Origin of the sequence: Sorangium sp. So ce185, assembly GCF_051526825.1 — a bacterium.
Taxonomy (GTDB): Bacteria; Myxococcota_A; Polyangia; order Polyangiales; family Polyangiaceae; genus Sorangium; species Sorangium cellulosum_D.
This window is the reverse complement of sequence record NZ_CP150316.1, coordinates 1506613-1520767: the sequence shown is the minus strand read 5'-3', so window position 1 is coordinate 1520767 and position 14155 is coordinate 1506613. Positions and strand designations below refer to the sequence as shown.

General features: G+C 74.2%; 8 protein-coding genes. 3 read left to right on the top strand and 5 right to left on the bottom strand.

Going from position 1 to position 14155, the window contains the following annotated elements; all coding sequences use genetic code 11:
* Positions 1-52 precede the first annotated feature (52 nt).
* Positions 53-5629: an AAA family ATPase gene (locus WMF26_RS05670; RefSeq protein WP_437999470.1), complete on the top strand. Its 5577-nt coding sequence runs from the start codon at positions 53-55 to the stop codon at positions 5627-5629.
* Positions 5630-5658: 29 nt separating this feature from the next.
* On the opposite strand, the gene WMF26_RS05665 is transcribed toward WMF26_RS05670, so the two are convergent.
* Together WMF26_RS05665 and WMF26_RS05660 are read right to left on the bottom strand one after the other, a co-directional pair.
* Positions 5659-6765: a response regulator gene (locus WMF26_RS05665; protein ID WP_437999469.1), complete on the bottom strand. Its 1107-nt coding sequence runs from the start codon at positions 6763-6765 to the stop codon at positions 5659-5661.
* Positions 6766-7191: 426 nt separating this feature from the next.
* On the bottom strand, positions 7192-7860 hold the full coding sequence (locus tag WMF26_RS05660) for a TetR/AcrR family transcriptional regulator (protein ID WP_437999468.1): 669 nt from the start codon (positions 7858-7860) through the stop codon (positions 7192-7194).
* Positions 7861-7918: 58 nt separating this feature from the next.
* Between WMF26_RS05660 and WMF26_RS05655 the strand changes: the two genes are divergently transcribed.
* A complete protein-coding gene (locus WMF26_RS05655; protein ID WP_437999467.1) occupies positions 7919-9238 on the top strand; it encodes a serine hydrolase domain-containing protein in 1320 nt (439 codons plus the stop codon).
* Between the two features lie 57 nt (positions 9239-9295).
* Here WMF26_RS05655 and WMF26_RS05650 read toward each other — a convergent pair whose 3' ends face one another.
* Together WMF26_RS05650 and WMF26_RS05645 are read right to left on the bottom strand one after the other, a co-directional pair.
* Positions 9296-10063, bottom strand: a complete 768-nt coding sequence (locus tag WMF26_RS05650) for an MXAN_6577-like cysteine-rich protein (protein ID WP_437999466.1) — start codon at positions 10061-10063, stop codon at positions 9296-9298.
* A gap of 543 nt (positions 10064-10606) precedes the next feature.
* Positions 10607-12223 carry a spherulation-specific family 4 protein gene (locus WMF26_RS05645; protein ID WP_437999465.1) on the bottom strand — a complete coding sequence of 539 codons (1617 nt, stop codon included), beginning with the start codon at positions 12221-12223 and terminating at the stop codon, positions 10607-10609.
* A gap of 261 nt (positions 12224-12484) precedes the next feature.
* On the opposite strand from WMF26_RS05645, the gene WMF26_RS05640 reads away from it, so the two are divergent.
* Positions 12485-13387 (top strand): right-handed parallel beta-helix repeat-containing protein, encoded by a 903-nt coding sequence (locus tag WMF26_RS05640; RefSeq protein ID WP_437999464.1) that lies wholly within the window; start codon positions 12485-12487, stop codon positions 13385-13387.
* A 75-nt stretch (positions 13388-13462) separates the two neighbouring features.
* Here WMF26_RS05640 and trmB read toward each other — a convergent pair whose 3' ends face one another.
* Positions 13463-14140, bottom strand: a complete 678-nt coding sequence (gene trmB / locus WMF26_RS05635) for a tRNA (guanine(46)-N(7))-methyltransferase TrmB (protein WP_437999463.1) — start codon at positions 14138-14140, stop codon at positions 13463-13465.
* Between the last annotated feature and the right edge of the window lie 15 nt (positions 14141-14155).

The following is a 14155-nucleotide window of genomic DNA, read 5'->3' as shown; positions in this document are numbered from 1 at the left end:
CGGCGCCGCAGGAAAGCGACACGCGGCGCAGGACTTCGGCGAAGATGAACCGATGCCGATGGACTACCGGCTCGGGAAGGTGCTGTACACCGGCGTGGAGACGCGGGTCGTCGCAGGCGTCGACCTGACCAGCCGGGCCGACGTCGTGCTGAAGATCCCGCGCCACGAGGTGCCGGACGCCCGCGTCGTGGCGCGGCTCCGCGGCGAATACGCGCTGCTCCGCGAGCTCGGCCTCCCCGGGACCGCCCGCGCCCTCGACCTCGTGCCCTACGGCGCCGGGGTGGCCCTCGTGCTGGAGCGCTGGGGGGACTGCTCCCTCGACCTCGCTCTGGCCCACGGGCCCCTGCCGGTCGAGGCCGCGCTGCGCCTCGGCGCGTCGCTCGCGCGCCTGCTCGGGCAGCTGCACCGCCGGGGCGTCATCCACCGCGACGTCACGCCGCAGAACGTCCTCGTCGACGCCGAGCGCGCCCAGGTCCGGCTCATCGATTTCGGCCTGGCCGCGCGGCGGGCGGCGGCCGGCGACGCCGCCGAGGCGGACGGCGCGGTCGTCGGGACGCTCGCCTACGCGGCGCCCGAGCAGACCGGCCGCATGAAGCGCGCCCCCGACGCGCGCGCGGACCTCTACGCGCTGGGCTGCGCGCTCTACCAGATGCTCACGGGCAAGCTGCCCTTCGAGCAGACCGACGAGCTGTCGCTGATCCACGCGCACATCGCCCGGAGGCCGCCGCCGCCGCACGAGCGCGCGCCGGCGCTCCGGATCCCCGAGGCGGTCAGCGCCGTCGTGATGCGGCTCCTGGAGAAGAGCCCGGAGCAGCGCTACCAGACCGGCGACGGCGCGGCGCACGACCTCTCGCGCGCCCTCGAGGAGCTCCGCGCGACGGGCGCGATCCGGCCGTTCGCGCTCGGCGCGCGCGACTGGGAGGACCGCCTCCGCAGGCCGTCGCGGCTCGTCGGCCGGGAGCGGGAGCAGCGCGCGCTCCGGGAGGCCCTCGCGCGCGCGCGGGGGGGCGAGACCGAGCTCATGCTGTTCTCCGGGCCGTCCGGCGTCGGCAAATCGGCGCTCGCCGGCGCGCTGCGCGAGGAGGCGCGCCTCGCCGGCGGCCTGTTCGCGCCCGGCAAGTTCGACGCTCTCCAGCGCGGCGCCCCCTGCGCGGCGCTCGCGCAAGCCTTCCGCGCCATCGCCCGCCGCAGGCTCTCGGACAGCGCCGAGGCGCTCGAGGGGTGGGCCGCGACCTGCCGCGCCGCGCTCGGCGAGAGCGCGCGCGTCCTCGTCGACATGGCGCCGGAGCTCGCCCGCATCCTCGGCGAGCCCCCGCCGCTCCTCGAGGTGAGCCCGGCCGACGCGAAGCACCGCTTCCAGCGCGCCGTGCAGCGCTTCGTCCGGGCGACGGCGAGCGCCGAGCCCCCGCTCGTGCTGTTCATCGACGACCTCCAGTGGGCCGACGCGCCGTCGCTCGCCCTGCTCGAGGCGATCGCGACCGACCCGGAGATGAAGCACCTCCTCCTGCTCGGCGCCTGCCGCGACGGCGAGGTGGGCGAGGCGCCCCCGCTGCGCGCGCTGCTCGAGGCGATCCGGGCGAGCGGGCGGCGCGCCGAGGTGCACGCGCTCGGGCCCCTCGACGGCGAGGCGCTCGCCGGGATGGTCCTCGACATGCTGCCGGGCGCCGGCGACGAGGCGCGGGCCCTCTGCGCGATCGTGCGGGCGAAGACCGACGGCAGCCCGCTGTTCGTCGAGCAGTTCCTGCGGGCGCTGCACGAGCAGGGGCTGCTCTCCCGCGACCTCGCCACGGGCCGGTGGCGGTGGGAGGCGGAGCGCATCGAGCGGGCCGCGGTCACCGACAACGTCGTGGCGCTCTTGACGGCGAAGATGGGGCGCCTGCCCGAGGAGCTCCGGCGGACGCTGGCCGCGGGGGCGTGCGTGGGGGCGGGCTTCGAGGCCTCCCTGGTGAGCGCCGCCGCGGGGCTCCCGGCCGCGGCGCTGCGGAGGGGGGCCGAGGCGCTGCTCCACGAGGGGCTGCTCGTGGCCGCGGGCGAGGGCGAGGGCGAGGCGTACGCGTTCGCGCACGACCGGGTGCAGCAGGCCGCGTACGAGCTGCTCGGGGACGGCGAGCGCCTCGACCTCCACCTCGCGCTCGCGCGCGAGCTCGATCGGCGCTGGTCCGACGGCGGCGGGGACGCCGAGCTGTTCGCCCTCCTCGACCACTACCTCCGGGCCGCGGAGCGCCTGAGCGCGCCGGCCGAGCGGCGCCGGGTGGCCGACCGCTGCCTCGCCGGCGGGCTGCGGGCCAAGGCGGCCTCGGCCTACGCCGAAGCGGCGCGGTTCCTGCGGGCGGGCCGCGAGCTGCTGGGCGGCGGCGGCGGCGCCCCGGCCGCCGACGGCGGCGCCCACGATCTCCACTTCGAGATCCTGCTCGCGCTCGCGGAGACCGAGTGGCTCGCCGGGCAGCCCGAGGTGGGCGAGCGGCTGTTCGCGGCGTGCCGGGAGCGCGCCAGGGACGCCGTCGCGCGCGGCCGCGTGGCGCTCGCGCAGGTGCCGCTGCTCACCGTCGCCGGGCGCTACCCCGAGGGCCTCGGCGTCGGGCTCGCCGCGCTCGTGGAGCTCGGCTGGTCGTTCCCGCGCGAGCCCGAGGCGCTGGCCGCGTTCTTCGCCGCCCAGGCAGCGCGCATCGCCCCGCTGATCGCGGCGATGAGCCCGGCGTCGTTCCGCGCCCTGCCCCGCTGCGCCGATCCGGTCGCCCGCGTGGCCGGCGAGCTGATCGGCGCCTCCATCACCGCGGCGGCGCTCAGCGAGCCGCCGCTCGCGGCGAGCCTGATCTTCGCGATGCCGGAGATCGCCCTGCTGCACGGGCTGTATCCGCGCGCGGCCTACGGGCTGAGCATGAGCGCCGTCGTGTTCACCGGCGTGCTCCAGGAGCTGCCCCTGGGGGCCCGGTGCGTCGAGCTCGTGTACGCCGCGGAATCGGCGCAAGGCCTGCTCCTCGCCGGCGCCCTCCACACGGGCAGCATCGCCGCCCAGTGCGTGCACCCGGACCTCGCCGCCGTCCACGAGCGCTGGCGCGACGTGCCCGAGCTCGGCGCCCGCGAGGGGGCCATCACCCACAGCGAGGTCGGCCAGGTCATCCTCCCCGCCGCGCGGATGGCCGCGGGGGCGCGGCTGTCGAGCTGTCCGATCCCCGCGAGGCCCTGGAGAGACCTCATCGCCGGCCAGAGCGCCCCGGCGTGCCGCGCCGTCCACGAGCTGCTCGCCCAGGCGGGCGAGGCGGACGTCGGCGAGGCGATCCGCCGCATCGCCGCGCTCCCCGCCGGCTCGCCGATGCTGCGGGTCATCGTGCTCGGCGCCGCCGCGTTCGCCGCCGCGCACCTCGGCGAGGATCGCGACGCGCTGCGGCTCGCCGCGGAGGCGAGCGCCGAGTGGACGGCCGGCTGGTGCAACCCGCCGGCCCTCTGGGCCCTCGAGATCGTCACGATCCTCGGCGCCGCGCTGCCGCCCGCCGCGGCCCCGGACGCCGCCGACGAGGACCGCGGCGCCCGCGCCGCCTTCGCCGCCCAGCGCGCGCGGCTCGCCCGGCTCTCGGCGTTCAACCCGGCGACCTTCCGCCACGCCCTCCTGCTCGCCGAGGCGCGCGAGGCGCAGGCCGCGGGGCGGCACGAGGACGCCGAGCGCCTCTACGACGACGCCATCGAGCACGCCCACCGGCAGGGCTTCGTCAGCGGCGAGGCCCTCGGCCTGCGCCTCGCGGGCGAGCACCTGCTCGGCCGCGGCCGCGCCCGGATGGCGCGCGCCTACCTGCGCGACGCGCACGGCGCCTACCTGCGCTGGGAGGCCGCCGGCGCCGCGGCGGTCCTGCGCCGCCGGCACCCCGAGGTCTTCCCGGCGGCCGAGGCGGCCCGCGACGAGCCGGCGGGCGCCGCGGCGTACCCGGCCGGGGCGCGCGCCGCGACGACCGCGGCGGGCCCGGCGAGCAGCCGGATCGACGTGGTCTCGCTGCTCAAGGCCGCCCAGGCCCTGGCCAGCGACCGGGATCCCGGGTCGCTCATCGCGCGCATGATGCGGCTCCTCGCCGAGAACGCCGGCGCCGAGCGCGCCGTGCTGGTGCTCTCGCGCGGCGAGCGCCTCGTCGTCCGCGCGGAGCTCACCGTCGATCCCGAGCGGATCACGCTCCACCCCGACGAGCCGGCCCTCAGCTCGGCGCTCCTGCCCGAAAAGGTCGTGCGCTACGTGGCCCGCAGCCGCGAGCCGCTCGTGCTCGGGCGCGACGGCGGCGACGGGCGCTTCGACGACGACCCGTACCTCGAGCGCCGCGGCCCCGCCTCGCTGCTGCTCGTGCCGCTGCTCCACCAGGGCCGGCTGCTCGGCGTGATGGTGCTGGAGCACGCCGGCGTCTCGGGCGCCTTCCCCGAGGCGCGCGTCCAGGTGGTCTCGCTCCTGGCCGCGCAGGCGGCGACCGCCGTCGAGAACGCCGCCCTCTACAGCGAGCTCTCGAGCTCGCACCACCGCCTGGAGCAGCTCGTCGAGGAGCGCACCGCCGAGCTCAAGGCGGCCAAGGAGGCGGCCGACGCGGCGAGCCGCGCCAAGAGCGATTTCCTCGCGAGCATGAGCCACGAGCTGCGCACGCCGCTCAACGGCATCCTGGGCTACGCGCAGATCCTGGGGCGCCTGGACGGGCTGTCGCCCCGGCACCTGCGCGCCGTGCAGATCATCCAGTCCTCCGGCGAGCACCTGCTCACGCTGATCAACGACGTGCTCGATCTCGCCAAGATCGAGGCCGGCAAGCTGACCCTGATCCCCGACGAGGTGCATTTCCCCTCGTTCGTGCAGGCGGTGCTCGGCATCTGCCAGGTGCGCGCCGAGGCCAAGGGCCTGACGTTCCTGTTCGAGCAGGAGGGCGCCGCGCTCGGGACCGTGATCACCGACCAGAAGCGGCTCATGCAGGTCTTGCTCAACCTGCTCGGCAACGCCATCAAGTTCACCGAGAGCGGCCGCGTGGTGCTGCGCGTGACGGCGGGCGAGGCCCCTCCGGGCTCGGGCGCGGGCGCCGCGCGGCCGGCGCGCTTCCGCGTGGAGGACACGGGCCCCGGCATCGCGCCCGAGCACCTCGAGCGGATCTTCGAGCCGTTCGAGCAGGTGCCGACCGAGGGCGCGCCGGTCGAGGGCACGGGCCTCGGGCTCGCGATCGCGCGGCGGATCGTGGCGCAGATGGGCGGCGCGCTGCGGGTCGAGAGCCAGCCCGGGCAGGGCAGCACCTTCGAGTTCGAGGTGCCGCTCGTCGACGCGAGCGCCGCGCCGGCCGACGCCGCGCCCGCGCCCGCGCCCGCGCCGGAGCGCTGGGCGCGGGTGATCGCCGACGAGGGGCCAGGCCGCGCCGCGGTCGAGGCGCCGGGGCGCGCGCTGCCGCCGGCGGAGACGCTCGCCGGGCTGCTCGACCTGGTGAACCGAGGCCGGCTGAGCGGGCTGCTCCTGGAGATCGAGCGGCTCGAGCGCGAGGACGCGCGCCTCCGCCCGTTCCTCGACGAGCTGCGCGGCCTGGCCAGGGGCTTTCAGGTCAACCGGCTGCGCGAGCTCCTCCGCGCCGCCGCCGGCCCCGCCCCGGCGGCGGCGCCGTCCGAGAGCGGCGCCGCGCCCCGGTGAGCGTCACCCGCGCGCCGGACGCCGCCGCGTCACTCGCGCGCCGCGGGCGCCGCCGCGCGGCGCGACGGCGCCCGCGTCATGCTCATCGCGTAGGCGATGCCGTCCTGGAGCGTGCTCTGCGTCACCATCCCCGTCATCTCGGCGCCGAGCGCCACCAGCTCCCGGGCGACCTCCGGGCGGATGCCGGTGATCACGACCCGCGCGCCGAGCAGGCGCACCGCTCGGGCCGCCCGCACCAGCGCCTCGGACACGCGCGCGTCGACGCGCGACACGCCGGTGATGTCGAGGATCATCACCGCCGCCCTGCGCGCGCTCACCCCCAGCGTCGCCGCGTCGACCATGCCTTGCGCGCGCTCCTCGTCGACCACGCCGATGAGGGGCATGACCAGGATCTGGTCGTTGATCGGGATGATGGGCGTCGACAGCTCGGCCAGCCTCGCCGCCTGCCCCCCGATGATCTGCGCCTGGAGCGCCGAGCGGGCCTCCTCGAGCGACGCCCGCTCGGCGAGCTCGCGCTCGAGCCGCTCGTTCGCGCGCTGCAGCTCGCGGGTGCGCCGCTCCACCGTCTCCTCGAGCGACTCCTTGGCGCGCTCGAGCTCCGCCACCGCGCGGGCGAGCGCCTGCGTCCGCTCTTCCACCCGGCGCTCGAGATCGTCCGTCAGCCGGGCGAGATCCGCCTGCGCGGCGGCGCGCACCTCGATCTCGTTCTCGAGCTCGGCGTTCTTCCTGGCCAGCGCGGTCAGGGCGCGCCGGAGCGACAGCTGCGTCTTCACGCGCGCGAGGAGCTCGTCGCGCGCGAACGGCTTTGTCACGTAGTCGACCGCGCCCAGGCGGAACCCACGCAGCTTGTCCGCGATCTCGGCGTGCGCGGTGGTGAAGATGACGGGGATATCGGCGGTCGCGGGGCTCGACTTCAGCCGCTCGCAGACCTCGAAGCCCGTCATGCCCGGCATGGTGACGTCGAGCATGATGAGGTCGGGAGTCTCGTACTCCAGACGTTCGAGCACCATGGGACCGTCGGTCGCGACGCTGACCTCGATCCCCGCGGACTCCAGCGTGCTTGAGAGCACCTCGAGGTTCACGAGAACGTCGTCCGCGATGAGCACGAGCCCTGGCGACGGCTGCTCAGCCCGCATCCCTTCACCTCCCCTGAGCGCCTGCGCAGGAACGCTCGCGTTCCCCCCGGCGTGAGTGCGTTATCCGATCAGCCTCGTGGCTGACCTCGGCCGCATCGTCACGTACCCGGTTTCGGCTGTCAAGCGCCTTACATCGCGGGCCTCATCGGCCGCAGTCCCGCCCTCGCGACGAGGGCATGAGTCGACCAGCGTCGGCGACGCGCGGCGGAGCACCCAGGCGTTCGCCGCGTAAGCCATGACCGTCGGCGCGAGGACGCAGAAGGCGGCGAGGAGGGAAAGAGGCAACGAGATGGATGGATGAAGAGAGACGCGGAGGGAGAACGAAGCCACTACCGTACAGGTCACGTCCTGTCGTTTCTCGTCGTCTCATTCCCCTTGAACGTCGTGGGGTCCTTTCGTCGTTGCGTCTTCGTTCTTCTCGCCGGCTCACCGCGCCGGGAGCGCTCGCCGGGCGCCGCGGGTCGCGGGCGCCGCGCCCCGCCGACGCCGCGGCCACGCCCGGAGGGCGGCCTGCGCGACGCGCTCCAGCTCTTCCCTCGAGGCGCCGTCGCGCGCCTGCACCGACATGCCCTGGATCACCGCGCCGTAATACTTGGCGAGCGCCGCCCCGTCGGTGTCGGCGGGGAGGTCGCCCTCCGCGATCCCCTGCTCGATGCGCCGGCGGAGCGCGGCTTCGCTCGCCGCCCGGCGCTCGCGCAGCGCGGCCTCCACCTCGGCGGACCCCGGCGTGCAGTTGGCGGCCCCGTGGACCATGAGGCACCCGAGCGGATGATCCGGCGAGCTCGAGAACGCCGCGAACTCCAGGAGCACGCGTGCCACCGCGGCCCGGGCGGTCGGCTCCTCGGACAGCGCTCGCGGGACGCTCGCCCCGTACATCTCGGCATACAGCGCCACCGCCTCGAGGAACAGCTCCCTCTTGCTGCCGAACGCCGCATACAGGCTCGGCGGCGTGATCTTCATCGCGGCCGTCAGCTCGGCGAGCGACGTCGCGTCGTATCCGTGCCGCCAGAACACGCGCAGCGCAGCCTCGAGGGCGACACCGCGATCGAAGGCGCGCGGCCGGCCGCGCGCCGCCCGGGGGGACACGTTCTTCATAGCGATCACTATAGAATGCCTTGACGGGCGGGCTCCTCCAATTTACATAGCGCTCACTATGAAATTCTTCCGTTCATCTGCTGTCGTGCTCGCCTCGGGCTTGTTGCTCTCGCTGCTGCCTGCCGCGCTGGGAGGGTGCGCGAGCCCGGCGCCGCCGGCCGCTGCCTCGGCGCCGGCCGCTGCCTCGGCGCCGGCCGCTCCTTCGACGCCGCCGGCCGAGGCGGCCGCACCTCGGGGCGATGAGGCGCTTCAACGCCGGCTCGACGAGGTGGTCGAGGCGGCCACGGCCCAGGGGCGGATCGTGGGCGCGGTCGTCGTCGTGGCGCGCGACGGCCAGGTCGTTTACCGGCGCGCCGCCGGCTTCGCCGATCGGGAGGCGCAGCGGCCGGTGCGCGAAGACACGGTGTTTCGCCTCGCGTCGATGACCAAGCCGATCGTGTCGGCGGCGGCCCTCGCGCTCGTGGACGCGGGCACGCTCGGGCTCGACGATCCGGTGACGAAATGGCTCCCTTCGTTCGCGCCGCGGCTCGCGGACGGCCGGGCCGCGACGATCACGGTGCGCCACCTGCTCACCCACACCGCGGGCCTCAACTACACCTTCATGGAGGCCCCGGACGGGCCTTATCACCGCGCGCGCGTGTCCGACGGGCTCGATCAGCCCGGCCTCTCCCTCGAGGAGAACCTCGCGCGGATCGCCAAGGCGCCGCTCCTCTTCGAGCCTGGCAAGGCGTGGCACTACTCGCTGGCCACCGACGTGCTCGGGGGCGTCGTGGCCAAGGCGGGCGGCGCGCCCCTCCCGGACGTGGTGCGCCGGCTCGTGACCGGGCCGCTCGGGATGGACGCCGCGTTCACGGTCGCCGACCCGGGCCGGCTCGCGGTCCCGTACGGCGACGCGGGCGCGCGCCCGGCGCGGATGGCCGATCCGCAGGTCGTGCCGTTCGGGCCGGCCAAGATCACGTATTCGCCGTCCCGGATCCTCGATCCGCGCTCGTACCCGTCGGGCGGCGCCGGCATGGTCGGCACGGCGGACGACTACCTCAAGTTCCTCGAGGCGCTGCGCACCGGCGGGGGGAAGATCCTGCGGCCTGCGACGGTCCAGGCCATGACCTCGAACCAGACCGGTGAGCTCGAGGTGCAGCAGCCGGGCGGGAAATGGGGGTTCGGCTTCGGGTTCGCGGTCCTGAAGGCGCCGGACCCGGGCACGATGCCGTCCGCCGCCGGCACGTGGCAGTGGGGCGGCGCCTACGGCAGCAACTTCTGGGTCGACCCGAGCGCCAAGCTCACGGTGATCGTCTTGACCAACACGGCCCTGGCCGGCATGGCGGGCGAGTTCCCGGACGCCGTGCGGCGCGCTGTCTACGGCCAGGCGCAGCCGTGACGCCGAGGCGCGCGCCGCTGCCGAGCGGCGCGGCCCCCGGCGGGGTGAACCGGCCCGCTACCGGCAAATACCCGTGACGCACATCTGTCCATCGGGACAGACGGTGCCGCAGGCTCCGCAGTTGCCCTCATCGTTGCTCAGGTTCACGCAGCGGCTGCCGCAGTACGCCAGCCCCGCATTGCAGGTGCACTCGCCGGCGGTGCAGAAGGAGCCGCCGCCGCACGCGTTGCCGCACGCCCCGCAATTGAACTGATCGAGGTTCGTGTTGGTGCAGAGCGGATCGCAGTAGGTCTGCCCCGTCAGCGGGCAAGTGCAGGCGCCGGCCTGGCAAGTCGAGCCTCCCGCGCACGTGGTGCCGCAGGCCCCACAGTTCGCGTTGTCCGATTGCGTATCGACGCACACGGGATCGCAGAACGTCTCGGTCGGGGCGCACGGAGATTCGCTCTCGCCGCCCTGTCCACCCGCGCCGCCGAGGCCACCTTGCCCCCCGGCGCCGCCGACGCCGCCCTCACCGCTCCCTCCTTGGCCTCCTGCGCCGCCGGCGCCGCCCTCACCGGCCCCGCCTTGGCCCCCCGAGCCGCCGGTGCCGCCAGCGCCGCCCTCGCCGCTCCCTCCAGCGCCGCCTATCCCCCCGGTGCCCCCCTGAATGTCTCCGCCACTCCCGGCGCCCCCTCCAGCGGTGCCGCTCGTGCTCGTGGCGGCGTCTGACGTGGTGCTCGTCGCCTGGCTGCTCTCGCCGCCGCCGCACCCGACCACCGGCACCGAACAGGCGACCACGCCCGCCATCCAACCCAGGATCCACATGCGTACGCGCGCACGATGCATCTCGTCCTCCAATGTAAGTGGAGCAATGCTCAAGATCTGTTCTGTCCTGGGGAATCACCACGACTCCCACGCATCGCTGTTGCGGCAGGCCGCGCGCGCGGCTCAGCTTTTCTCATCTCCCGATCAGAGAAGCGACGACATCTGTCGGGGAAGCCACAGAGCACCCGGGCCGAGGCCCTCCGCTCGAGCCATCGAGTAGCCCCCATGACATAGGCAACGGTGTTTCCGCAGGAGAGATGAGCCAGGATACGGGCGGACCGGTCCATCCGTGCTCGCGGCGAAGAGGCGCTGTACCCCAGCTTGCTACATCACGTCGGAACCGGTCCACGACAGGAGTCGGCGGCGTACATGCAGCGATGTGCGCCGCTCCGAGCGCAGGCTTGGCTTCCTCGCGCGATTCGGCAGCACCTGGATCGCTGACGTGCGGGCCCTGGCGAGCCCAGAGAGCGAGCGGCCTCCGCCGCGCAGCCGGCGGTCCCCGCCCCGTGGTGATTCAGGAGCAGCCGCGGGGAGCTCCCGCAGACGGGGAGCGACGTCGAGGGCTCAGCAGCCCGTGCTCTGCGAGACCGTGAGCGTCGCGCTGTAGGCGTCGGGCGAGCCGGCCTGGAACACCACCACCTGCGTGGCCGCCGCCCCGACGAGCGCGCTGACCGGCACCTCCCAGACGTAGACGTCGTCCGTCGTGGAGACCAGCGGCGAGACGCCGCTCACCTGGACCCACGCCCAGCCCGGGCCGACGTACCGGTACAGCGCGCCGTTCTCGATCATGTGATCGACGCCGGCGGGCTGCCCCGGAGGGAGGTGGTAGCCGGTGGTCGTGTCGTTGTCGCTGTCGATGAACACGCGGTGATGGGTGAACGGATCCACGTACGCGGCCTCGTACCGCGCGACCGAGGCGCTCAGGCACGAGGACGGGCTCAGGATCGACGCCGAGGCCGGCGCGGGCGTGGTCACGGTCAGCGGGTCGCTGAGGTCGCTCACGTTGCCCGCCGCGTCCCAGGCCTTGACCTGAAATCCGTAGCTCGTGGACGGCGAGAGGCCGGTCACCGTCATGCGGTTGTCGTACGTCGTCCCGATCGACACACCGTCCTTGAACACCTCGTAGCCCGCGGTCGCGACGTTGTCCCAGGGGTTGTTCCACGTCAGGGTCGCGCGCGCCGTCGAGGTGCCCGACACGGCCGCCGCGCCGAGGCCGTCCGGCGGATCCGGCACGAGGGTGTCGTCGACGCCGGCCGCCTCGACAAGCTCGGCGTCCCAGTAGGCCGGGAGGGTGTCCCAGGGATGGCCGAGCGCGGCCCCGTTCGCGTCGAGGACGAGCTGGTCGTCGGTGACGTACACGAAGCCGGCGTTCTGCTGCTTGCTGCGCGCGACGACCGCGGCCATCGCCGCCGCGTCCGGCACGTCGTAGACGAGGTGCCAGAACTTCTCGGGATTCGCGCTCTCGAGCTGCCACGGCGCGGTCGGAAAGGCGTCGTCGTCCATGTAGCTGGCGTAGCTGCCCTCGAACGTGACGATCGTATCGGCGATGTCCTCGTAACACGGCTCCACCGGCATGCCGGGATTGAGGATGACGTACGCCCCGGGGTAGTTGTCGCTGATGTAGTCGCTGACGGCCGCGTACAGGTCCACGTAAAGGTCGGGATCGGCCGCGGTGCCGCACTGCGCGGTGACCTGGTCGAGGAAGATGCCGTCGACGCCGTACGCGCCGTAAAGCGCGAACCAGTCGTCGATGTCCTGCTGAATCTGCGCTGTCCAGTCGGCCACCGAGCTGCCCCCGCCCCCGGGGCCGTCCGGCCTGGTGGCGTGCGGCGCCGCCGGCGGGAAGCCGAAGCCGTAGTAGCCGGTGTCGACGTACACGATGGCGAGGGAGCCCGCGTCGTGAACCTTCGCGATCGCGTCGGCCCACGCCTCGTGGAACGGCGCCTCTGGCTTCGAGGCGCTGCCGTTGACGACGACGATGTCGCTCGTCGGGACGTTCTGCGCGAGCCGCGCGAACATCTCGGCCCCGCCGGCGGTGTCCGGCCCCCAGTACGCCGGGATCGCCGTGCGCTGGTGGGCCGCCTCGTTCGGCGCGGCCGCCGCGGGCGCCGGCGCCAGCAGCGCTGCTCCGGCGAGCGCGGCAGCCGCCGCGCCCGGGGGGTTCCTGTGCTTCCAGGTCATCTCGGCCTCTTCGAGCAAGAAAGTCGACAATGGATGATGCCGGAGCCCCCGAGGCACGCCGGGGAGGCCTCCAGACATCGAGCCTCCGGCAGCGTACCGGCAAACGCTGCTCGGTCAAGCGACGATGGCGAGGCAGATCCCTCGCGGGGGCGGTCGCGAGCGGCGGAGCTCGCGTTTTCACCGAGAAAGCGAGCGCCGGCGTGGCTCTTTGAAGTAGTGCAAAGACCCACGCCCCGCCCTGGGCTGTAGTACGCTCGGACGATGCGGATCTCGTTCGGCGGTGTCCTCGTCGTGCTGTCCTCGATCGCGTGCTCCTCGAGCACGGGAGCGCCCGGCGGCGCGGACGGCGGCGGGGGTGGCGCGACGGCGAGCGCGGGCGCGTCCGGCGGCGGTGCGCTCCTCCCTGGCTGCCTCACCCCGGCCCCGAGCGAGTGGCCGACGGCGGAGACGACCGGCGTCCCGCCGGGCACGCCGCCGCTCACGCCGATCGCCGACACGATCCACACCGAGCGCGAGGGCCAGGTGTTCGATGCGGTCGAGCTCTTGGGCCGGCTCTATGTGGACCACCCGAACGTGACCATCCGGAGATCGCGCCTGGTGGGCGACGAGCATTATGCGGTCTACACGACGATCGAGGACGCGCATCTGACCATCGAGGACTGCGACGTCACCGGCGGCCTGCTGCTCACCGATCACAGCGTCGCGCGGCGCAACCACCTGCACGCCGGCGATGGCAAGGGCCGAGACGACGGCTTCATCTTCGGCGCCAGCCATGTCGTGCTCGAGCACAACCTCATCGACGGGCTGCTCGGCGGCGCGGGATCGCATATCGACGGCATCCAGGTCATGGCCGGACAGGACATCGTGATATGCCACAACTGGATCGATCCCTCGGCGCCGCCGGTCGACGACGGCGGCGTGAACGCCGCGCTCTTCTTCGGCCCCGACAACGGGCCCATCTCGGACGTGGTGGTGAGCCACAACCGGCTGCTCGGCGGCGGGAGCTGGTACACGCTCCGCCTCGACTGCGGCGGCACCATCGACGTGCGCGGCAACCGCTTCGATCGCGACGTGATGGGCACCCCGGTCCTGAACAACGGCGACCCGCCCACGACCTGGGAGGACAACGCGTTCGACGACGGCACGCCGATCCCGGCCCCGTGACGGGGGAAGGATGACGTGCCCTGTTCACCCGACCCGGCGCGAGGATCGCCCGCGACGACGGCTGCCGGAGAGGGCTTATCCGCCGTCCGCCGGCGCTCCGTCCCCGGCGCCGGCCTCACGCGGCCGCCTGCGGTAGAGCAGCCGGCTCACCGGCAGCCCGTCGGCGATGGCGTGGTGCTCGCGGGGGCTCCTGGCGCCGTAGGGGTTCTCGCCGAGGTGCGGCGAGCCGGGCGCGTCGCCCGCCGGCTCGAACGCCGGGTGCGCGCCGATCTGCTCGGCGTACAGCGCGGCGCGCTCCTCCACGTCGGTCTGCACGAACAGCTCGCCGCCGTCCACGAGCAGGCGCGCGAGGCTGTCGAGCAGCGCCGGGCCCATCACCAGGCGCTTCTCGTGGCGCTTCTTCCACCACGGATCCGGAAAGTGCAGGAAGAACCGCGCGATCGACGCGTCCGGCCGCAGCCGTCCGAGCGCCTCTCGCGCGTCGGCGTTCAGCGCCCGCACCCGGCCGCCCAGGCCGCCTTTGCGCAGGCGCTCGTCGACGATGGCCGACCACTTCAGGCGGATCTCCAGCCCGAGCAGCCGCGACGCGGGGCTCGCCGCCGCGCGCTCGAACAGGAAGCCGCCGCGGCCGGGGCCGATCTCGATCTCGACGGGGCCGGTGCCCGGGAGCAGGTCGTCGATGGAGACGTCGTCCCCGTCGGGGAAGCGGGGCGCGTCGGCGTAGGGGTGGTTCGGGCGCGGCTGGAAGACCATGGAGCCCCGGCGCTC